This is a genomic window from Acinetobacter sp. WZC-1 (assembly GCF_052544965.1).
The window spans coordinates 2,865,639-2,887,799 of sequence record NZ_CP199370.1 but is presented as its reverse complement, the minus strand read 5'-3'; the positions used below and the strand labels follow the sequence as shown (position 1 = coordinate 2,887,799).

16 protein-coding genes are annotated in these 22,161 nt (G+C 47.9%); 13 read left to right on the top strand and 3 right to left on the bottom strand.

What is annotated here, in order from left to right:
* Position 1: 1 nt before the first annotated feature.
* From ACT6PV_RS13425 to ACT6PV_RS13415, 3 genes are all read left to right on the top strand, one after another.
* Entirely contained in the window at positions 2-1,408 is a 1,407-nt protein-coding gene (locus ACT6PV_RS13425; RefSeq protein ID WP_445116789.1) for a UDP-N-acetylmuramoyl-tripeptide--D-alanyl-D-alanine ligase, read from the top strand.
* Complete coding sequence (mraY, locus tag ACT6PV_RS13420; protein WP_445116788.1) at positions 1,409-2,527, top strand: phospho-N-acetylmuramoyl-pentapeptide-transferase; 1,119 nt, start codon at positions 1,409-1,411, stop codon at positions 2,525-2,527.
* Between the two features lie 68 nt (positions 2,528-2,595).
* Positions 2,596-3,399: a putative RNA methyltransferase gene (locus ACT6PV_RS13415; protein WP_445116787.1), complete on the top strand. Its 804-nt coding sequence runs from the start codon at positions 2,596-2,598 to the stop codon at positions 3,397-3,399.
* Positions 3,400-3,937: 538 nt separating this feature from the next.
* Here the strand turns inward: ACT6PV_RS13415 and ponA are convergent.
* Positions 3,938-6,481 carry a penicillin-binding protein PBP1a gene (ponA, locus tag ACT6PV_RS13410; RefSeq protein ID WP_445116786.1) on the bottom strand — a complete coding sequence of 848 codons (2,544 nt, stop codon included), beginning with the start codon at positions 6,479-6,481 and terminating at the stop codon, positions 3,938-3,940.
* Between the two features lie 164 nt (positions 6,482-6,645).
* Here ponA and ACT6PV_RS13405 point away from each other — a divergent pair, with 164 nt between their 5' ends.
* The 10 genes from ACT6PV_RS13405 to ACT6PV_RS13360 all read left to right on the top strand — a co-directional run bounded on the left by ACT6PV_RS13405 (position 6,646) and on the right by ACT6PV_RS13360 (position 20,783).
* Entirely contained in the window at positions 6,646-7,704 is a 1,059-nt protein-coding gene (locus tag ACT6PV_RS13405) for a pilus assembly protein PilM (RefSeq protein ID WP_445116785.1), read from the top strand.
* Positions 7,704-8,336 carry a PilN domain-containing protein gene (locus tag ACT6PV_RS13400; protein ID WP_445116784.1) on the top strand — a complete coding sequence of 211 codons (633 nt, stop codon included), beginning with the start codon at positions 7,704-7,706 and terminating at the stop codon, positions 8,334-8,336. The genes ACT6PV_RS13405 and ACT6PV_RS13400 overlap by 1 nt, the downstream gene beginning before the upstream one ends.
* A complete protein-coding gene (locus ACT6PV_RS13395; RefSeq protein WP_445116783.1) occupies positions 8,333-9,061 on the top strand; it encodes a type 4a pilus biogenesis protein PilO in 729 nt (242 codons plus the stop codon). The genes ACT6PV_RS13400 and ACT6PV_RS13395 overlap by 4 nt, the downstream gene beginning before the upstream one ends.
* Positions 9,058-9,585, top strand: a complete 528-nt coding sequence (locus tag ACT6PV_RS13390) for a pilus assembly protein PilP (RefSeq protein WP_445116782.1) — start codon at positions 9,058-9,060, stop codon at positions 9,583-9,585. The genes ACT6PV_RS13395 and ACT6PV_RS13390 overlap by 4 nt, the downstream gene beginning before the upstream one ends.
* Before the next feature lie 20 nt (positions 9,586-9,605).
* Positions 9,606-11,780 carry a type IV pilus secretin PilQ gene (pilQ, locus tag ACT6PV_RS13385; protein WP_445116781.1) on the top strand — a complete coding sequence of 725 codons (2,175 nt, stop codon included), beginning with the start codon at positions 9,606-9,608 and terminating at the stop codon, positions 11,778-11,780.
* A gap of 36 nt (positions 11,781-11,816) precedes the next feature.
* On the top strand, positions 11,817-12,359 hold the full coding sequence (gene aroK / locus ACT6PV_RS13380) for a shikimate kinase AroK (RefSeq protein ID WP_445116780.1): 543 nt from the start codon (positions 11,817-11,819) through the stop codon (positions 12,357-12,359).
* Positions 12,360-12,384: 25 nt separating this feature from the next.
* Positions 12,385-13,485 (top strand): 3-dehydroquinate synthase, encoded by a 1,101-nt coding sequence (aroB, locus tag ACT6PV_RS13375; RefSeq protein WP_445116779.1) that lies wholly within the window; start codon positions 12,385-12,387, stop codon positions 13,483-13,485.
* Complete coding sequence (locus ACT6PV_RS13370) at positions 13,482-14,348, top strand: hypothetical protein (RefSeq protein ID WP_445116778.1); 867 nt, start codon at positions 13,482-13,484, stop codon at positions 14,346-14,348. Before aroB ends, ACT6PV_RS13370 begins: the two co-directional genes overlap by 4 nt.
* Positions 14,349-14,787: 439 nt before the next feature.
* On the top strand, positions 14,788-19,263 hold the full coding sequence (gene gltB, locus ACT6PV_RS13365; protein ID WP_445116777.1) for a glutamate synthase large subunit: 4,476 nt from the start codon (positions 14,788-14,790) through the stop codon (positions 19,261-19,263).
* Positions 19,264-19,361: 98 nt separating this feature from the next.
* Positions 19,362-20,783, top strand: coding sequence for an FAD-dependent oxidoreductase (locus ACT6PV_RS13360; protein WP_445116776.1), 1,422 nt, complete (start codon positions 19,362-19,364; stop codon positions 20,781-20,783).
* A 172-nt stretch (positions 20,784-20,955) separates the two neighbouring features.
* Here ACT6PV_RS13360 and ACT6PV_RS13355 read toward each other — a convergent pair whose 3' ends face one another.
* Both ACT6PV_RS13355 and ACT6PV_RS13350 read right to left on the bottom strand, forming a co-directional pair.
* On the bottom strand, positions 20,956-21,573 hold the full coding sequence (locus tag ACT6PV_RS13355) for a LysE family translocator (protein ID WP_445116775.1): 618 nt from the start codon (positions 21,571-21,573) through the stop codon (positions 20,956-20,958).
* 207 nt (positions 21,574-21,780) lie between these two features.
* The gene (locus ACT6PV_RS13350) at positions 21,781-22,161 is read right to left on the bottom strand and encodes a Na+/H+ antiporter subunit G (protein WP_445116774.1); all 381 of its coding nucleotides are present in this window, start codon (positions 22,159-22,161) and stop codon (positions 21,781-21,783) included.

Sequence of the window (22,161 nt, the reverse complement as noted above, 5' to 3'; positions counted from 1 at the left end):
AATGCATACTTCGACGACAAGTACAGTCCCACTGGATCCCTGGTCAGCCGCTCAGTTGGCTGAGGCCACCGGCGGATATTGGTATTCAGGTCAGATCCCTCAGGGTGAAATTAAACGAATTTTAACCGATTCACGACATGCAGAAGCGGGGGATGCTTTTCTGGCGCTAAAGGGTGAACGTTTTGATGCGCATGATTTTATCCGGCAGGTTGCAGACCATGACTGTCAGATTGCCATTGTGAGTCATCCGGTTGATGTGGAAATCTGTCAGTTGGTGGTTAAGGATACCCGACTGGCATTGGGGCAGCTGGGGGCTTATCGTCGTGGCCAGCATCCTCAGCTGAAAGTCATTGCACTGACCGGCAGCAGCGGCAAAACCACTACCAAGGAAATGCTGGGCAGCATATTTTCGCAGCTGGCACCGACGCTGGTGACACGTGGCAACCTGAATAATGATCTGGGTGTGCCGATGATGCTGCTTGAACTGCGTGCAGAGCATCAGTATGCCGTGATGGAGCTTGGTGCAAGCCATCAGGGTGAGATTGATTATACCTCAAAGCTGGTACAGCCCCATGTGGCGGGGATTCTGAATATTGGTACCGCACACCTGGGCGAGTTTGGCGGTCGGGATGGAATTTGCCGGGCCAAAGCTGAAATTTATCGGCATATTGATGCAACCGGAACATCCATCATTCCGGCACAGGATGATTTCAGTGATGAGATCCGAGCTGCTGTGCAGACTGAAAAAGTCATCAGTTTTGGTGTGGGAGGCGATGTATTTGCAACAGACGTTGAATTGCAGACACAATCTGCACGTTTCCAGCTCAATACGCCAGAAGCAACGCATCCGGTCAATTTACCCTTTGCCGGCCAGCATAATGTACATAATGCCGAGGCAGCTGCGGCATTTGCACTGGCCGCCGGTGTGGGGATTGCAGAGATTATTCGTGGGCTTGAACAGGCGCAGGCTGCAAAAGGGCGGCTGAATTTTATTCAAAAGGGTCATCATTTGTTGATTGATGATACTTATAATGCCAATCCTGCCTCCATGCGTGCTGCTGCCGAAGTGCTTGCTCAGCAAGCCGGTATCAAAGTCATGGTGATGGGAGATATTGGTGAACTGGGCGCTTCGGCTGCACAGCAGCATTATTTACTGGGGCGTGATCTGGTTGCGCAGGCGGTGAATTTTGTAGTGGCGGTCGGAGAGTTCGCGCCGGCGGTGCTGGAAGGTGCGCGCAGTACCCAATATGGAAAAAAAATGCAGGCTTTCCTGACTCAGGAACAGGCCCTTCCTTTTTTAATTGATCTGGTCGATACACATCAGCCACAGTCCATGAGTTTCCTGTTCAAGGGGTCTCGCTATACCCATATGGAAACGCTGATGACGGATTTGATGGAGAAACTTTAAATGCTGTTATGGTTATTTGAACATCTGGCGGGCTATAACAGCACGTTTCAGGTGGTTCGATACTTGTCCCTACGGGCTTTACTGAGTGTTCTGACGGCGCTGATGATTGGACTAGTGTTGGGGCCCATCATGATCCGCAAATTACAGGCATTGAAATATGGTCAGTCGGTCAGTTCCTATGCACCTGAAAATCATGCCAGGAAAATGGGCACACCGACCATGGGTGGTATTTTAATCCTGCTGTCGATTGGTATCAGTACATTGCTGTGGGCAGATTTGTCCAATCCCTATGTGTGGATTGTGCTGGCTGTGATGATCATTTTTGGTGCCGTCGGCTGGGCAGATGACTGGATTAAGATTCGCTATAAGGATAATGCCGGTCTGCCTGCCCGCAAGAAATTCCTGTGGACGTCAATTGGCTCACTGGGTGCCGGTATAGCCCTGTATGTGATTGCAATACATCAATCCAATCCTGTACATACAGCCAATATGCTGGACCTGCTGATTCCATTCTTTAAAAATCTCAGTATTCCGTTGTCTGCCATTCCACTGGGAATTGGTTTTATTCTGTTTACCTATCTGGTGATCAACGGTGGGTCTAATGCTGTCAACCTGACCGATGGGCTGGATGGCCTTGCAATTATGCCTGTGGTGCTGGTGGCAGCCGGGCTGGGGGTGTTTGCCTATCTGGCTGGTGATATCCGTTTTGCAAATTATCTGCATATACCTTATGTCAAATACACTTCAGAGCTGGTTATTATCTGTGCGGCAATGATTGGCGCCGGCCTGGCATTTTTATGGTACAACGCACATCCGGCGCAGGTGTTCATGGGAGATGTCGGTGCATTGTCACTGGGAGCCATGCTGGGAACTATTGCGGTAATGGTGCGTCAGGAAATTGTGTTTGCGATTATGGGGGGCGTCTTTGTGGTGGAAGCCATTTCGGTTTTTCTGCAAATCGGTTCATTGCGCATGCGTAATAAGCGGGTATTCCTCATGGCGCCTTTGCATCACCATTATGAGAAAAAAGGCTGGCGTGAAACCCAGGTTGTCATCCGTTTCTGGATCATCACCATCATGCTGGTGGTGCTGGGGCTGATGACACTGAAATTACGTTAACTGGAATTGATTGTAAAAGTCGGCAGTTGTTTTGATCTGCCGACTTTTTTATATGCCGGAGTCAAAGAATGAATTTGCTGATGTGTCCTGTCTGTCGTCAGGGGTTAACACTTGCGGGCCACAGCTGGCGTTGTGTAAATAATCACCATTATGATGTGGCAAAACAGGGCTATGTTAATCTGCATGTGGTGCAGCATAAGCACAGCAAAAATCCGGGGGATACCGTTGCATCGGTACAGGCGCGCCGTGCCTTTTTAAGTGCCGGTTTCTATGCAACGCTGCAACAGGCTGTGGTCAGCAGGATCGGTGAGCTGCGCATTGAAAATCTGCTGGACATTGGCTGTGGCGAAGGCTATTACACTCAGGCCATGCAGGATCAGGTGATGCAATGTGTGGGCGTGGATATCGCAAAAAATGCAATTCAGGTGGCGGCAAAACTGAACCGGCAGGTCACCTGGGTGGTGGGAACTGGTGCAACATTGCCGGTATTGGATCACTGCATTGACTTGTGTACCAGTCTATTCAGCCCCATTCCCCGACAGGAAATATTAAGGGTTTTAAAGCCGAAAGCCTGGCTGATGGTGGTCACTCCGGCACCTGAGCATTTATTTGCTTTGCGTGAGGCATTGTTTGATGAAGTCAGAGTGCATGAGCCACAGAAATTTATTGCACAATTGCAGGATGACTTTGAACTGGTGGATCAGCAAGTGGTTGAGTCTGAGTTAAACCTGAGCAATGAACATCTGAAAAATTTAATTGCCATGACCCCCTATGCTTATAAGGCCCGGCCTGAGAAACGACAGTTGCTGGAACAACAGCAGTTATTGACGGTCAGGGCAAGTTTTCAGATGTATCTGTTTCAGAAGAAGTAAAATGTAAGATTGAGTCGCATAATAAAAAGAAGATGGGTTTATATTATAGTCAAACCATCTAATTATTTATACATGTGATTTGATTCAAATTATTGATTATAAATGGAACTTATATTTTTGTATGAGCTTTTAGAAACTATGGGTTATCAATTAATTTTTTGTACTTTTGAATCATGAATGGTTGTCCTTGCCGTGGGGCGATATGGATGTCGCCGTTGGCGGACTGCGCTGCCTTCAAAGCAGTGCTTTATAGTTGCTCAGGATGTACCCCTCGCCAAACCTTGCGCAAACTTATTCAGACTTTCAAAGCAAAATGTGGCAATGAAAGCTTTTTTATAATCAAACAACTGATTTTCTCATACAATTGATTTAATTGAAAATATGAATCAAGAGAAATTATATTCATATGTATGAGTTGTTTGACAGGTTGGCTATAACATAGGGGCTTAGGACGTTAAGCAATCAAAAGAAAAAAGCGCCATAAAAGCGTTATGGCGCTTTAAATAGTGATCAGTCTGACCACCAGTCCTTACTCACCTTACTCAATTTCATTGATCAGATTTTCCAGCGAATCATTGGATTCGCGTTTTGTTGTCGGTGCTCCGGGATTCATGGCCGGCGGTGTGGTACCGGACGGCTTCAGGGCTTTTTCATCAGGCAGATCTTCAAAATCACTGGATGGGTTAGGCGTTGGTGCAATCGGTGCCGGGCGATAAATTGGACGTGCCAGCGGCGGTGAGGAGCGGTTATTTTCCTTTTGTTCGATAACCTGCAATTGTCCACGCTGATCATGGGTCAGTGGTGCTCCGGCATTTTTATCGAACTGGACCCATGACGATGGTGTGCCTGCCAGCGACTTACTCATGAAGTTGACCCATAATGGCAGCGCTGCAATTCCGCCATATTCCCGACGGCCAAGCGTCGATGGCCGGTCAAACCCAACCCAGGTAATGGCCACCAGCTGGCCATTAAAACCGGCGAACCATGCATCCTTGGCATCATTGGTGGTTCCTGTTTTCCCGCCAATATCATCACGTCCGATTTTCAGTGCAGCACGTCCTGTCCCGTGGACGATAACGTCGTGCAGAATGTTGGCCATTTCAAATGCAGACTGTGATTTTAAAATACGTTGTGCCTGACGGTACTTACTTTGTTCTTCCCTGGATAAGGTTGTTTTGACCTGTTCCTTTTTCAGCGACTGACTGGTGATTTCAATCACTTCATCATCAGGTGTGGTGGCCTTCTGGTCCGCTATTGTGTTTTTTTCACTGATGCACGCAATACATGCATATTCGGGATTGGCCTCATAAATGGTTTTACCGTAGGCGTCTTCAATACGGCTGATAAAGTGTGGCTGAACCCGGTAACCCCCATTGGCGATGGTTGCATAGCCGGTAGCCATCTGAACCGGCAGGACCATCGGTGTTCCCAGGGCAATGGTAAAGTTGCGGGGAATATGATTTTCCTGAAGTCCGAAGTCCATCAGCAGCTGGCGGGCACGTTCCACACCCACACTCTGCAATAATCTGACAGAGACTGTGTTACGGGATAAATACAGCGCGCGGCGCAGGGGAATCATGCCCAGATAACGGCCATCAGAGTTTTTCGGTGTCCATTTGCCAATGGTAATCGGATTATCATTGACCATGGTGTATGGGGTCATTCCCCGTTCAAGTGCCAGTGCATAAATAAAAGGTTTGATGGTGGAACCCGGTTGACGCCACCCCTGTAAGGCACGGTTGAATTTGGACTGATAGAAATTATAACCTCCGACAACAGCTTCAATGGCACCATTATTGGGGTTGATGGCGATCAGCTGGCCCTGAACTTTGGGAACTTGTACCAGTGACCATGCTGTTCTGGTGGCATTGGGTCTCAGGCGGACAATATCCTTCACTTTTACAATCTGTGAGGGTCTACTGGGCGCAGCACCGGTGCTGTTTGCATTTCGGTAGGGTCTGGCCCAGGACATACCTGACCAGGGTACTGTAATTTTTGTACCATCCTGCATCAGCGCCTCAAAATTATTATTGTTGACTTTAATTACTTCAGCCGGATACGTATTGGCATAGGCCTGAAAATTCTGCAGCGGTTGGTCATGTGCTTCTGCGCCGCGCCAGCCATGTCGGCGGTCATAATCTTCCAGACCTTTCTGAACAGCTTCTTCTGCATAGGTCTGACGCTGACTGTCAATGGTGGTATAAACCCTATAACCTGAATCGACGGCCTGTTCACCAAATTTCTCAATCAGTTCAGAACGGACCATTTCACCGACATAGGGAAATCGATTGCTGATGCCACGGTCCGGCATGTTCAGGTTAATCGGCTCTGCAACGGCTTTCTGGTATTGCCCCTGGTTGATATAACCCAGTTGCAGCATACGTCCGAGAATCCAGTTGCGGCGCTCAAGGGCCCGCTCAGGGTTGACCACCGGGTTATATTTCGACGGGGCTTTGGGCAGACCGGCAATCATGGCCATCTGAGCAATGCTCAGCTGATCAAGGTTTTTGTCATAATAAATTTTTGCGGCTGCAGCGATACCATAAGCGTTTTTCCCCAGGAATATTTTATTGACATATAACGCCAGGATATCTTCCTTGCTCAGGTTCTGTTCTATTTTTCGGGCCAGGAAGACCTCGGTCAGTTTTCGTTTCAGGGTTCTTTCAGGAGATAAATAATAGTTTTTGGCCACCTGCATGGTAATGGTGGAACCACCGGTCTGTACATTGGAGCCGGTGACGCTTTCACTGACGGCTCGGCCCAGTCCCTTGAAGCTGATGCCATTATGCTCAAAAAATGAAGAATCTTCGGCAGCAAGGAAGGCCTGAATGAATGCAGGCGGGATCTGGTGATACTCAACCGGTACGGAAAGTTTGCCGCCATATTCGGCAATCAGCTGCTGATCTGCGGTATATACTTGTAATGGTTTCAGTAATGGTGCTTTTTTTAATGAGCCCATTTCCGGCAGGGATGGGGCAATATAGAGATACATGCCATAAAAACCCATTGGAATTGCAATTAAAATACTAATAATCAGTAAAAAAAAAGGATGAATGAGACCCAAACGAGATAGCTTTTTCATAACAAGTAAGTTTTAATAAGGGCTTATGGCAAACTAATGAATGGTCAGTATAGCTTTTCATTTAACGGATTGTTAGATGAGATATTGTATCTGTAAAAAAATTAGGATCAGTTTTAGTTAGTTTGTATCTTGCCTGGGGATAAAAAAATAATAGGAAGCATATTGTGCTTAGACTCTATCGTAAGCCAAATAAGGGGTTGATCGGGGTGGATATCAGTTCCACTTCTGTAAAATTACTGGAACTCTCTGTTAAGAACGGTCGTTACTGGGTTGAAAGTTATGGATTGAGTCCATTACTGGAAGGCAGTGTGGTTGAAAAAAACATTCTGAATCCGGAATCTGTTGCTGATGCAGTGGAGCGCGCATTCAATATTGCCAACCCGCAGTCACAGAATGCGGTCATTGCTGTTCCGACGTCCATGGTGATCCACAAGGTGATCGAGATGGATGCAGATATGCAGGATGAAGAGCGTGAAGTTCAGATCCGTATGGATGCAGAACAGTATATCCCTTTTCCACTGGACGAAGTCAGCCTTGATTTCGAGGTCCTGCCTGACCGACTGAACAGTCCGGGGCGGGTCAATGTGCTGCTGGTGGCCACCCGGACCGAAAATGTTGACTCGCGTGTGGAAGTGGTCGAGATCGCAGGTCTGACGCCGAAAGTTGCAGATGTGGACAGTTATGCGCTTGAACGGGCTTTTGAAGTATTTGCAGATACTTTACCCATTGGGGTCAATATGGTTGGCATTCTTGATATCGGCCATACCATGACCACGCTTTCCGTGATGCAGAAAGGCAAGATTATTTATACCCGTGAGCAGGTGTTTGGAGGCAAACAACTGACTCAGGATGTGCAGAGCCGTTATGGCCTGTCCTATGACGAAGCCGGACGGGCCAAAAAAGATGGAACTTTACCTGACGATTATGACATTGAAGTTCTGACCCCATTTCTTGATGCCGTGGTTCAGCAGGCAGCACGATCCCTGCAGTTCTTTTTTTCGTCTTCCCAGTTCAATGAAATTGACCATATTCTTCTGGCTGGCGGTAATGCCAATATTCCGGGACTGTCCCGATTGCTGCAGCAGAAACTGGGTTATCGGGTGACCATTGCCAATCCATTTCTACAAATGGGCTTCTCTCCGCAAATTGATCTGAAAAAAATTGAAAATGATGCACCGTCATTGATGATCGCATGTGGCCTGGCCCTGAGGAGTTTTGATTAATGGCAAAGATTAACTTACTCCCGTGGCGTGATGAACTCAGGGAACGGCGCAAGAAACAGTTTATTGTGATCTGTATTGGCGTGGCACTGCTGGGGCTGGTGGCGGTCATGCTGGCCTGGGCTTATTTTGATCATAAACTGAATGATCAGGAACAGGCGAATCAACTGATCAGTAGTACTAACCAGAATCTGGATACACAGCTGAAAACCCTGGATGGGTTGCAGGAACGCAGAAATGCCATTATTGAAAGAATGAAGCTGATCCAGGGGCTGCAGGGACAGCGACCGGTGACTGTACGGTTGGTGGATGAGCTGGTTCGGGTGATTCCGGCGACAATGTATATTACAAAGTTCAGCCGGGCCGGAGATAAGTTCACCATTGAAGGTAAGGCGGAAAGCCCGAATACCGTTGCTGAATTACTGCGTGGGCTGGAAGCGTCACAATGGTATAGAAATGCCTTTATGAACTCTTTCCTGGCGGCAGAAGAAAATAAGAATAAGCCGGTAAGTTCGATTGTACCCCGGGTGGAGGAGGCTTACGGCAGCTTTGTCGTCACTGTGGATCTGGGTGAAATTGCGATGCCTTCTGATCAGGGTTCGAAGCAGCAGAATCATCAGGGAGAGGTGAAATGAACCACGATGAATTCAATCAGCAGGACCCGGAAAACCAGAGGCCTAAAAATAAAAAAATGACAGTTGAAAAATTCTTCCAGCAGTTTAATACCCTGGACATGAATAACTACGGCAGCTGGCCGATTCCCGTGAAAATCACCTGTTGGTTATTTGTATTTTTCCTGGTGTGTGCTTTGGGGTACTTTCTGGTGATCAGACCCAAACTGGAGATTATTCAGACTGCTCAGGCGCAGGAAAAAAATCTATTGAGTGAATTCAGGGAAAAGGATTCAAAACTCAGGAACCTGCAGCAATATCAGGTTCAGTTGCAGGAAATGGAGGCAAACTTTGATCAGCAGCTTGAACAGTTGCCAAAAGAGACGGAAATACCCGGCCTGGTGGAAGATATTAATATTACCGGGGTCAGTGCCGGCCTGAAATTTAAAAATATTCGCCTGGAAAATGAAGTGAAACAGGAGTTCTTTATTGAACAGCCGATTTCCATTGATGCGACCGGGGATTATCATGCATTCGGCAGTTTTGTCAGCGGTATTGCTGCCTTGCCACGAATTGTGACCATGCATGATTTTGTGATTGATGCTGTATCGAGTCCGGACAGGAAAACTGATATTCCTGTGGTGAATTATTCATTAAAAGCAAAAACATATCGCTATATCGGGGCTGAAGATAAAAAGAATCCGGATGCGCAGACATCCGCCAGCCAGCCAGGGGGGGAAAAACAATGAAAGTCATCAAAATTGCCTGTGGTCTGATGATGGCAGTCAGTCTGACGGGGTGTGACTCGCGGATTGATGCAGTGAATCAGGAAATGGCCAATATCCGCAGTCAGCAGCCTTTGCCGATTGAACCGGCACCGGTATTTGCTGCAGTGCCTGTCTTTATTTATTCGGCACAGCAGCTGCGCAGCCCATTCCTGCCATTTTCACTGGCCAATGAATTAAAAATCATGTCGGGCAAGCGGGTTTATCCTGATGCTTCCCGACAAAAGCAGCCACTTGAAAATTATGCCCTGGAAATGCTGAGCATGAAGGGCAGTATGAAGGGCAATGGCGGACAGGTGACTGGATTGATTCAGACACCGGATGGTGAGATCGAGCGGGTCCAGCGTGGCAATTATATGGGGATGAATCAGGGGCGGATTATTGCCATAACGCCGACACGTATTGATCTGCTGGAAATTGTGCCCGATGGTCGGGAGGGGTATATCGAAAGACCGAGAAGTCTGGTGCTGATAGGGCTGACCGATTGAGCCTAAACTAAGGAATAAAAATGAAAAAAAGTGTGAAAAAATTTTGTATTGGGGACGGTGAATTCATGAGTTTTAATCTTCGACAGTGTTCAGTGGCGGCCGTGTCTGTGGCGGTCATGCAGGTTGCTTCGGCACAAATGACCATGACCCGTGTGGTGCCGATGCAGATTCCGGGCCAGGGTACAGAGATCCGGATCATGTTTAATGGTCTGCCACCGCAGCCACAGGCCTATGAACTGGAAAATCCTGCCCGACTGGTGCTGGATTTTGATCAGGCAAAACAGGGCCTGGGTCAGACGGTGATTCCCGTGGCAACCAGTGAAGCAAGTTCAGTCAATGTTGCATCGGATGATCAGCGTTCACGTCTGACCATCAATCTGAAAAATAAAAGTGCTTTTACCACCCGCGTGGAAGGCAATACCTTTATTCTGAAGATCAGTCCTGAAAGTCAGGGCAGTGATGCTGCACCGAATACACCGGTTGCCAGTCAGCAGCGTCAGGGGATTTCAGATATTGGTTTTCAGCGCGGCAATGCCGGTGAGGGACAGGTCAGCATTAATTTGCTGGGGGCCGGCACACCTGTGGATGTACAGCAGCAGGGAAGTAAGGTGGTGGTGCGTCTGCCGGGAAGCAGAATACCGGCACACCTGATTCGCCGTCTGAATGTCAATGATTTTGCAACGCCGGTGTCTGCAATTGATGCCTATAACGATGGTGCAAATGGGGTGATCAGCATCCAGTCATCCGGCAGTTATGAATACATGGCATATCAGGCAGAAGATAAACTGACGGTCAGTCTGAAACGGCCTGAAGAGAACAAACTGGTGCATCCTCAGTCGAGCCAGGCCTATACAGGCAAGAAAATCTCGCTTGATTTTCAGGATATTGAAGTGCGTCGGGTATTACAGTTGCTTGCCGATTTCACCGGCATCAATATGGTGGCCGCAGATACAGTACAGGGCAATATTACTTTGCGCCTGAAGGACGTGCCCTGGGATCAGGCCCTGGATATTATTCTTAAGACCAAAAATCTGGATAAACGTCGTAATGGCAGTGTGATCTGGATTGCGCCCGTTACTGAGTTAATCAAGGCTGAAGAAGAGGAAGCCCGGGCAATTGCACAGAGTGTAAAACTGGCACCGATTCAAACTGAATATATTCAGTTAAGTTATGCAAAAGTAGCGGATATTCTAAAGCTGTTGCAGGAATCCCGTGATGGTAAAGGGGCCGAGGCTAATCGTACTGCAAATTCAGATTCGCTTGCACTTGAAAGTTTACTGAGTTCAAGAGGAAGTGCAGTTGCTGATTCACGGACGAATACTTTAATTATTAATGATACTGCACAAAATATTGATAAAGTACGACGTATGATTGACTTGCTTGATGTTTCAATCCGGCAGGTGATGATTGAAGCCCGGATTGTACGTGCCACCACGGATTTTACCCGGGAAATGGGGGTGAAGTGGGGTATCCTTTCCCAGGGCATTACCCGGAATAACAGCCTGCTGGTCGGAGGTAGTGAGCGGACCTTATGGGATTTAAAAACGCCGGATGATGATGGTCGATATACAATTAACCGTGATGGTGGCAATAATTTAAATGTGGATCTGGGTGTGACTGGTGCCGGTGCAAGCAAGATTGCATTTGGTTTAATCAGTCTGTCCGATTTTATGCTTGATCTTGAATTATCGGCATTGCAGGCAGATGGCTATGGGGAAGTGATTTCAACCCCTAAAGTATTGACTGCGGACAAGCAGAAAGCCAAAGTGTCTTCAGGTCAGCAGATCCCTTATCAATCCACACAGACTGTGGGTGGTGCTGCTGCGGCAACCACGGAATTCAAGGATGCCCTGCTCAGTCTGGATGTGACACCGAGTATTACACCGGACGGTAAGGTGCAGATGCAGTTGCATATTACCAGTGATTCTCCGGCAGGGACTGCACCCAATGGTGAAATTATTCTGAATAAAAATGAGATTAACACCAATGTATTGGTGGATAATGGCGAAACTGTGGTATTGGGCGGGATTTTTGAGCAGGAATCCAAGAAAAGCCAGACCAAAGTCCCGTTCCTGGGGGATCTGCCCGGCGTTGGCCGCTTATTCCGTAAGGACGCCAAAACAGAGAATAAGCGTGAACTGCTGATCTTTGTGACACCAAGAATTGTTAATGACAGTGCTGACAGAAATCATTAATATAGTTTTAATGATAGCAATTCAATAGGTGACTCCTTGCCAGGCAAAGAGTTTGACACCCTGCCAAATATTTATCTGGTGGGGCCGATGGGGGCTGGAAAAACAACAGTGGGTCGGCACCTGGCCGATCTGTTGGGACGTGAATTTCTTGACAGCGATCATGAAATAGAAAAAAAAACCGGTGCGACCATTCCCTGGATTTTTGAAAAAGAAGGGGAACAGGGCTTTCGTTCCAGGGAATCGGTGGTGATTGATCACCTGACTTTAAAACAGCAGCTGGTAATCGCCACCGGTGGCGGTGCTGTAACGCAGGCCGTGAATCGTGAGTTTTTAAGACAGCGCGGCATCGTGGTTTATCTGTATACCCCGGTGGAGCTGCAGTTGCAGCGAACCTACCGGGACAAAAACCGTCCTTTGATTCAGGTTGAAAATCCAGAACAAAAACTAAGAGATCTGTTAAAGGTCCGGGATCCACTTTACCGTGAAGTTGCACATTATATTATTGAAACCAATCAGGGGGCTGCACGTGACCTGGCTGTCAGTATTTTGCAGCTCATTGTTTCAAAAGCGTTAAACTGAATTTAGGCTTCGAGTACTGGAAATCATGCAAACCTTATATGTTGAACTGGGGGATCGTCGTTATCCTATTTTCATTGGCAGTCAATTGAAACCACAGCAACTGCTTGAGCCTTATATCCCGGCGAAACAGCTGATGATTGTCACCAATACCACCGTGGGTGAGCTGTATCTGGATGACTATGTGACGGCCATTCAGCAGCTGGGAAAAACCGTGGCGACATGTATTTTGCCTGATGGTGAAAAATATAAGAATATTGAACACTTAAACTTAATTTTTGATGCGCTGCTCGAGGCGGGATTTAACCGGGATTGTACCGTACTGGCACTGGGTGGCGGTGTGATTGGCGATATGGCCGGTTTTGCATCTGCCTGTTTCCAGCGGGGGGTGTATTTTATTCAGGTGCCTACCACGCTGTTATCTCAGGTCGATTCCAGTGTGGGGGGGAAAACCGGCATTAATCATCCACTGGGTAAAAACATGATTGGTGCCTTTCAGCAGCCACAGGTGGTGCTGGCAGATATGTCACAGCTGGCCACTTTGCCGGATCGTGAGTTGTCTGCGGGACTGGCCGAGGTGATTAAATATGCGCTGCTGGGAGACATTGAGTTTCTGGCCTGGCTTGAGGCGCATATGGACGGGCTGGTTGGTCGGGATGCGACGCTGCTGGCCGAAGCGGTATATCGCTCATGTGCGCATAAGGCCGCTATTGTTGCCCGGGATGAAAAGGAACAGGGTGAACGGGCATTGCTGAATCTGGGGCATACCTTTGGCCATGCCATTGAATCCTATCTGGGGTATGGCGTGTGGCTGCATGGTGAAGCGGTGGCTACAGGCATGGTCATGGCCGCAGATTTATCACATCGCATGGGTTGGATTTCAGCTGAGGATCTGGCCCGTACAAAAAATATTATTCATCGTGCAAATTTACCTGTAGCATGTCCGGAAATTCCGCTGGATGACTTTCTGGCCTATATGGCCCATGATAAAAAGGTGCTGGATGGTCAGTTACGTCTGGTTTTATTGAAGCAACTGGGGCGTGCCATCATTACCCGGGATTTTGATACTAAACAGATGAAACAGGCCATTCTTGCAAATCAGAATGAACGTGACAGGGATTATTCATGACCACAACAGCGCACCTGAATTGGCAAACTATCCGACAATATATCTGGTTGATTGCCAGTGTGCTGTGTCTGGTGATTGCACTGATTTTCTGGATCATGACAGACAGCAGGGAACTGGTGAAAGTGGCCAGTCCGATTGAGGAAACTCAGACGCAGATTCAGCCGGAGAAAGTAGCTGCCAGTTCCCATCTGGGCAGTCTGACGGACGAAGTACGGCCACTTGAGCTGACTACTCGTGTGATCGCAGCCGGGAATCATGAAGCTGAATTTCAGGGCACAAAATTTATCCAGGACAATAAGAAAAACTGGACGCTGGAATTATTCCGGGTCACGGATGAAGATATCATCCGGAGTTTTCTGCAACGGCAGCAAAATCGCCATCCCTTTATTTATTTTCGTTTAAGCGGTGAAGATCAGGTTGCCCAGTATATCCTGGGTTACGGGGTATTTAAGAGTGAAGTCGATGCCGCCCATCAGCTGAAACAATTGAAACTGGGGTTGCCGGACTCAATACATCCCCGGGCCGTACAGCTGGAGCAGTTTGCATCGCTGGTGAATGATCTGAGTGCGGTGGAAATGCAGGGAACCAATAAACTGTATGAAGTCAGACTCCGGCCAGCGGCGTTGCCTGTGATTGATGAAAGTCTGATGGTTCAGCCTAAACCGGCTGCCCCTGCTGTAACGGATGCTGCCGATGCAACCACTAAAACCACCATTACCCGTAAAGACTCACAGGGGAATGTGGTGGATGTACAGCGTTCACATACGGCTGTGATGGATCAGCCTAAGCCCCAGGAATCCAGGCCCGCAGCACCGGTTGAGAAAAAGCCGGCGCCACAGGAAATCAGTGATCCTTTCAACTGACAGCAGTATTGGCGCATTATTGGAGTCAAAATGGCGCACTGTGGTTCAATAATTATAATTATGCACAAAATTGGTGCAAATAATACAATATAAAATAGCGCTTTTATTCTGCGTGTTTATTTATTTGTTTATATTTTAGTGATTTGCTAATATATTGTATCTTCTGGCATATTTTTTGCTTTATTGATGCGCTAATTGTGCTGGTTGTCCCTGTTTTGGCGCGAAACGAGCCGGTTAGTGTGCGATCTCAGCTGTTTCATCTGCTTTAAAGTGGTGCATGGATTGAAAATAATTCTTGCAATTAAAGTCAAAGTTGACTGGAAACGAGCCCTCTTTAAATGCTTTACTGATGAGTATCTATACTCTTTTAGTGTGAATGCTGAAATTTGAATGTTTTTTTGCCCGCCAGGGCCTGTTGAAGGAAGGGTACGCTATGCACATGCCATCGCTTAATACTGTAGCTCCCGCTCAGGGGTTATATCAACCTGATGAGTTTAAGGATAACTGTGGTTTCGGTCTGATTGCTCATATGCAGGGGGATGCAAGTCATGATCTGGTCAGGACCGCAATTCATAGTTTAAGTTCCATGACGCACCGTGGCGGTATTGCTGCAGATGGCAAGACGGGGGATGGCTGTGGATTACTGCTGGCCATGCCAAAACAGTTTTTCCGTGACGAAGCAAAGAAACTCAGTGACATTACATTGAGTGAAACATTTGCGGTGGGAACTGTATTTTTAAATACTGATCCTGCAATTGCACAGCATTCGAAACAGATATTAAGCCGGGAAATTGAATCCGAGGGGCTGAAAGTCCTTGCATGGCGTGTTGTGCCGACCAGTAACGACGCATTGGGTGAAATTGCACTCCGCTCATTACCGGCATTTGAACAGGTGATTGTCAACTGTCCAATGGGGCTGACAGAAGTTGAATTCAATCGTAAATTATTCCTTGCCCGCCGTCGTGCAGAGCAGCAGTTAAGCGCAGACACTTCATTTTATGTCACGACGCTGTGTTCAACTGTCATCAGCTATAAAGGCCTGATGATGCCGGCTGCGATTGCAGATTTCTATACCGATCTGGCTGATGAGCGTTTACAGTCGCATATTGTGGTATTCCATCAGCGTTTCTCCACCAATACCCTGCCCTTATGGCCATTGGCGCAGCCCTTCCGTTATCTTGCACATAATGGTGAAATCAACACCATTACGGCAAACCGTAACTGGGCAATGGCGCGGGTACCAAAACTTGAGAACCCGCTGCTACCGGGTCTGACTGAGCTGAAACCGATTGTAAATCGGACCGGTTCTGACTCGTCAAGTCTGGACAACATGCTGGAGATTCTGATCGGTGGCGGCATGGATCTGTTCCGTGCCTTGCGGATGCTGGTTCCACCTGCATGGCAGAACGTGGAAACACTGGACGCTGACCTGCGTGCATTCTATGAATTCAACTCCAAACATATGGAAGCCTGGGATGGCCCGGCGGGTCTGGTGATTCAGGATGGCCGTCATGCCATCTGTATGCTGGATCGTAATGGCCTGCGCCCTGCGCGCTGGGTAATTACCCGAAATGGCTATATTACCCTGGCGTCTGAAATAGGGGTCTGGGGTTATAAACCTGAAGATGTCATTTCCAAGGGACGTGTGGGTCCCGGCCAGATTCTGGTGGTGGATACCCTGACCGGCAAAATGCTGGATACGCAGGACGTCAGTACTCATCTGAAAAAAATGCGCCCTTATCGTGAATGGCTGCGTGAAAACTCATTCCGTCTACAGGGCAGTCCGGAACTTGAAGAATATCTGTGTGACCAGGGGCTGAAAGGCGATGCGCTGAAAGCCGCTCAGAAAATGTTCATGGTGACCTTTGAAGAGCGTGATCAGCTACTGCGTCCAATTGCAGAAAGTGGTCAGGAAGCTGTGGGGTCAATGGGGGATGATACGCCAATGGCAGTATTGTCACGTCAGGTCCGTCATGTGTCTGACTATTTCCGCCAGCAGTTTGCACAGGTGACCAATCCACCGATTGATCCATTGCGTGAATCGATTGTCATGTCGCTGGAAACCTACCTGGGCCGCGAACAGAACGTATTTGAACAGGGTCCTGAACATGCCGATCGTCTGATTATTTCCAGTCCGGTCATGTCCAATTCAAAAATGCATCAGCTGCGTACCCTGGGGCGTCCGGGATATGAAATTGTCGATATCGATCTGAACTATACAGAAAGTGAAGGTTTGCAGGCTGCGATTTCACGCATTTGTGAAGAATCTGCACAGGCAATCCGTGACGGTAAAACTTTACTGGTGCTGACCGATAAGAAAATTCGTGAAGGTTATTTACCGGCCAATGCCCTGATGGCGACCGGTGCAGTACACCATTATCTGATTCAGACCGGTTTACGTACCGATGCCAATATTATTGTGGAAACCGGCCTGGCGCGGGATCCGCATCAGTTCGCTGTTCTGCTGGGTTTTGGTGCGACAGCTGTTTATCCGTATCTGGCTTATGATGTGATTAATGACCTGGTTGCCAAAGGTGAGCTGCTGGGAGATCCGATTCATGCACAGGCCAATTTCCGTAAGGGCATTGAAAAAGGCCTGCTGAAAGTTCTGTCAAAAATGGGTATTTCCACCGTGGCGTCCTACCGTGGCGGTCAGCTGTTTGAAGCAGTGGGTCTGTCCAGTGAAGTGGTCGATAAGTGCTTCATTGGGGTGCCCAGCCGTATTCAGGGCGCAACTTTCAGCGATCTTGAAAATGACCAGAAAAAACTGGCGGATACTGCGTGGAAATCACGTAAGCCCATTGATCAGGGTGGTTTGCTGAAGTTTGTATTTGATAAGGAATATCATGCATTTAACCCGGATGTGATCAATGCGTTGCACAAGTCTGTCCGTTCAGGCAACTATGCAGACTTTAAGGAATATGCAGAGTTGGTCAATCACCGTCCGGTGGCAACGATTCGTGATTTATTCAAACTGAAAACCGGGAAGCCAATTCCACTGGATGCGGTTGAATCGGTTGAGGCTATTCTGCCGCGTTTTGACTCGGCCGGAATGTCGCTGGGAGCATTGTCTCCAGAAGCCCATGAAGCGATTGCCATTGCCATGAATACCATTGGTGGCCGTTCCAACTCTGGTGAAGGCGGTGAGGATCCGGCACGTTATGGCACCATCCGTAACTCGAAAATCAAACAGATTGCATCGGGTCGTTTTGGTGTGACTCCAGCTTATCTGACTTCTGCTGAAGTTTTACAGATTAAGGTGGCACAGGGTGCAAAACCGGGTGAAGGCGGTCAGTTGCCGGGTGGTAAAGTTAACGGGCTGATTGCGCGGTTGCGTTATTCGGTTCCGGGGGTAACGCTGATTTCACCGCCGCCGCATCATGACATTTATTCCATTGAAGACTTGTCCCAGTTGATCTTTGACTTAAAACAGGTTAATCCACAGGCTATGGTGTCCGTCAAACTGGTGTCTGAGCCAGGGGTGGGAACCATTGCAGCTGGTGTGGCCAAGGCCTATGCCGACTTCATTACCATTTCAGGTTATGACGGAGGTACAGCAGCTTCTCCACTGTCTTCAATTCACCATGCAGGTTCCCCGTGGGAGCTTGGATTGAGTGAGGCGCATCAGGCACTTCGTGTCAATGATCTGCGGGGTAAAGTCCGTGTTCAGACGGATGGTGGTTTAAAAACCGGCCTGGATGTGATTAAGGCTGCCATTCTGGGCGCAGAAAGTTTCGGCTTTGGTTCAACTCCAATGATTGCGTTGGGCTGCAAATACCTGCGGATCTGCCATTTGAATAACTGTGCGACCGGGGTTGCCACACAACAGGATCATCTGCGTCAGGAACACTATATTGGTGAACCTGAAATGCTGATTAATTTCTTCCACTTTATTGCAGAAGAAACCCGTGAATGGCTGGCTGCATTGGGCGTGGCCAGCTTAAAAGAGCTGATTGGCCGGGTTGATCTGCTTGAGGTCCTGCCGGGTGAAACGGAAAAACATGCTCACCTGGATTTAAGCGCTTTATTGGAATCACATCCGTCTGCTCAGGGCAAGGCGCAATACTGTGAAGTTCAGGGCAATGAACCCTTCGATAAGGGCATACTTGCCGAAAAAATGGTTGCAGAGATGCTGCCGGCCATTGAAGCGGGTACTGGCGGTGAATATCATTTCAGCATTGGTAACTGTGACCGCTCCATTGGGGCACGTATTTCCGGTGAAATTGCCCGTCGTTATGGCAATCTGAGCATGGAAGCACATCCGGTGAAAGTCAATCTGACCGGTACTGCGGGCCAGTCACTGGGTGTGTGGAATGCCGGTGGTCTCTATATTAAACTGGAAGGCGATGCCAACGACTATGTCGGTAAGGGTATGGCCGGTGGACGGATTTCCATTTTCCCGCCAAAGGGGTCGCCGTTCCAGACGCAAAATACCTCAATCATTGGTAATACATGTTTATATGGTGCAACTGGTGGTAAAATCTTCGCGGCTGGTATTGCCGGTGAACGTTTTGCTGTCCGTAATTCCGGTGCATTTGCCGTGATTGAAGGCGCAGGGGATCACTGCTGTGAATATATGACCGGTGGTATTGTCACAGTGCTGGGTAAAGTCGGACATAATTTCGGGGCAGGCATGACCGGTGGTTTTGCTTATGTACTGGATCTGGACAATGACTTTGTCGATCACTATAACCATGAGTTAATTGAGTTGAATCGTATTTCGACAGAAACGATGGAAGAGCATCAGGAGTTCCTGAGCCGTATACTGGATGAGCATATTCAGGAAACGGGCAGTGCCTGGGCATACAAGATCCGTAATGAGTTCGATTTTTACAGCCGTAAATTCTGGCTGGTTAAGCCAAAAGCTGCGAATTTGCAGACGCTTTTGAAAACAACTCAGGCAGATCCACAGTAAATTCCACTACTCAAATTTTAGGCAGGTGTGGATAAGTTCTGATTTATACACAGCAGTATAAGTCAGAGCAGCTTCACACTGACCCCACGGAGAGAGACATGGCAGAGCGCCTAAACAATGACTTTCAATTTCTGGATGTAGCGCGCCAGGATCCAGAGAAAAAAGATCTGACGGTCCGCAAAGCGGAGTTTGTGGAAATTTATAAGCCATATACAACGGAAATTGCAGCCAATCAGACGCATCGCTGTCTGGAGTGCGGTAATCCGTATTGTGAGTGGAAATGCCCGGTACATAATTATATTCCCAACTGGTTGAAGCTGATCACCGAGGGCCGTATTTTTCAGGCGGCAGAGCTGTGCCATCAGACCAATACCCTGCCGGAAGTCTGTGGCCGTGTCTGTCCGCAGGATCGTCTATGTGAAGGGGCCTGCACCCTGAATGACGGTTTCGGTGCGGTCACCATTGGTAATGCAGAAAAATATATTAATGACACAGCCTTTGCACTGGGTTGGCGCCCGGATATGTCTTCGGTCAAATGGACCGATAAAAAGGTGGCAATTATTGGTGCCGGTCCAGCCGGTTTGGGCTGTGCGGATATTCTGGTGCGAAATGGGGTCAAACCGGTGGTGTTTGACAAGCGTCCTGAAATTGGTGGTTTGCTGACCTTCGGCATTCCAGAATTCAAGATGGAAAAGGATGTCATGAAGCGCCGCCGTGAAATTTTTAATAATATGGGTATTGAATTCCGTTTAAATACAGAAATCGGTACGGATATCAGCATTGACCAGTTACTGGCAGATTATGATGCCGTATTTATGGGAATGGGGACTTATACCTACATGAAAGGCGGTTTTGCCGGTGAGGATCTGGACGGTGTTTATGATGCGCTGGATTTTCTGATTGCCAATGTAAACCGCTGTCAGGGCTGGGAAAAGGATCCTGCTGAATACATCAGTGTTGAAGGTAAAAAGGTGATTGTACTGGGAGGTGGGGATACGGCAATGGACTGTAACCGAACCTCCATTCGCCAGGGAGCGCTGGAGGTAACCTGTGCGTACCGTCGTGATGAGGAAAACATGCCGGGTTCACGCCGTGAAGTCAAAAATGCCGGTGAAGAAGGGGTTAAGTTCCAGTTTAACCGTCAGCCCATTGAAATTGTGGGTGAAAATGGTAAAGTCACCGGAGTTAAGGTGGTGACTACTCAACTGGGTGATCCGGATAGTCGCGGCCGCCGCAGTCCGGAGGCTGTGCCAGGTTCAGAAGAAGTATTGCCTGCCGATGCTGTGTTACTGGCGTTTGGTTTCCGGACCAGTCCGGCGGATTGGTTTGCTGATGTCAATATTCAGCTGGACGGTTCAGGCCGCGTGGTTGCAGCAGAACAGCAGACCTATAAGTTCCAGACCTCTAATCCAAAAATCTTTGCGGGTGGTGATATGGTGCGTGGTTCTGATCTGGTGGTGACAGCGATCTGGGAAGGCCGTCAGGCAGCAGAAGGTATTCTGGATTACCTGGATGTCTGAAATAAATCAACTACATGAAGTAACTCAGTAAGATTGAGTAAGCAATTATTCAGTTATTTACAAGGCCTGCAATCATGCAGGCCTTTTTATTGCCGGATTATTGATTTACTGGATTGAAGAGAAGATGGGTTGTGGACTGATTTATTGTGAAATGGTGTTGAATTGATACAGATCAGGACATGAAAAACTGAAACGTTTCCATAAGAGGCGAGACGATTGAAAGCACCAGTAAAATAGACATTGAAATATTAAACTTACGGACTTTCCCCGGATCATGAATAAATTTTTGCAGCTTATCTCCGGCATAGGCCCAGACGCCGACACAGGGAATACTGACAAGGCCATAAATCACGCCAATCATAATAAAAACAGTGATATCGCTGGTTGATGATGTATAGGTTGTCACAGCGCCCATGGCCATGATCCATGCCTTGGGGTTGACCCATTGAAATAATGCCGCCTGGACCAATGTCATTGGCTTTTGCGTACTATTGGTCGTATTGACACGATCTGCTTTGAATATCTGATAGGCCAGATACAGTAAATAACAGATACCGGCAATTTTAACCATCTCATATAAAAGTTTAGACGATGTCAGTATGGAACCAATTCCGGTGCCCACCAGAGAGACCATGAGCGCAAAGCCACAACCGATACCAAGAATATGAGGGATTGATTTTTTAAAGCCAAAAGTAAGGCCAGAAGAGATCAGCATGATATTATTGGGCCCGGGTGTAATCGATGTGACAAAAGAATAAATGAGAAAAGAAACCAATGCATAAACGGTCATGATTAAGAACACTCTGAATTCATCTTCATATTTCAAAATAGTCTATTTTTCAAGGGAAAATTATTGCTGTTGTCGTGCTGCTGTAATGGTGTGCTGAAATGAAGAAAAATCATGCGTACGTATCATGTTCTCCTCTCTGTCAAAAAATAATGGCAGATCTTAATCCGGGAAAGTGGCAGTCCATTTCTCCTCAGTGAACCATGCCATTTACATCTCATCCTTAAATTGTTTCATCCGCCGCCGGTTTTGCCATGGCAATGGCCGGTTCAATGCCTCGGGCACCTCACCACTGGTGGAGCGCAGTCTCAGATGAATGGCCGCCTGTGCAATTAAATTGGCAGATACCGGTGCTGTAATAAAGGCCAATAAACTGATCAGCAGTTCAGCCAGTCCCAGTCGGCTATGTGCGGCAGCATAGAGCATGGCTGCAATCAGAAAACTGCCCAGGCCGAGCGTGCTTGATTTGGTGGGCGCATGCAGCCGCATAAACAGATCGGGCAGTTTGATCATGCCTATTCCACCGACCAGGGTAAAAAAGGCCCCGATGATCAGAAATACGGAAATGGCGATTTCAAAAATAAGTTGCAT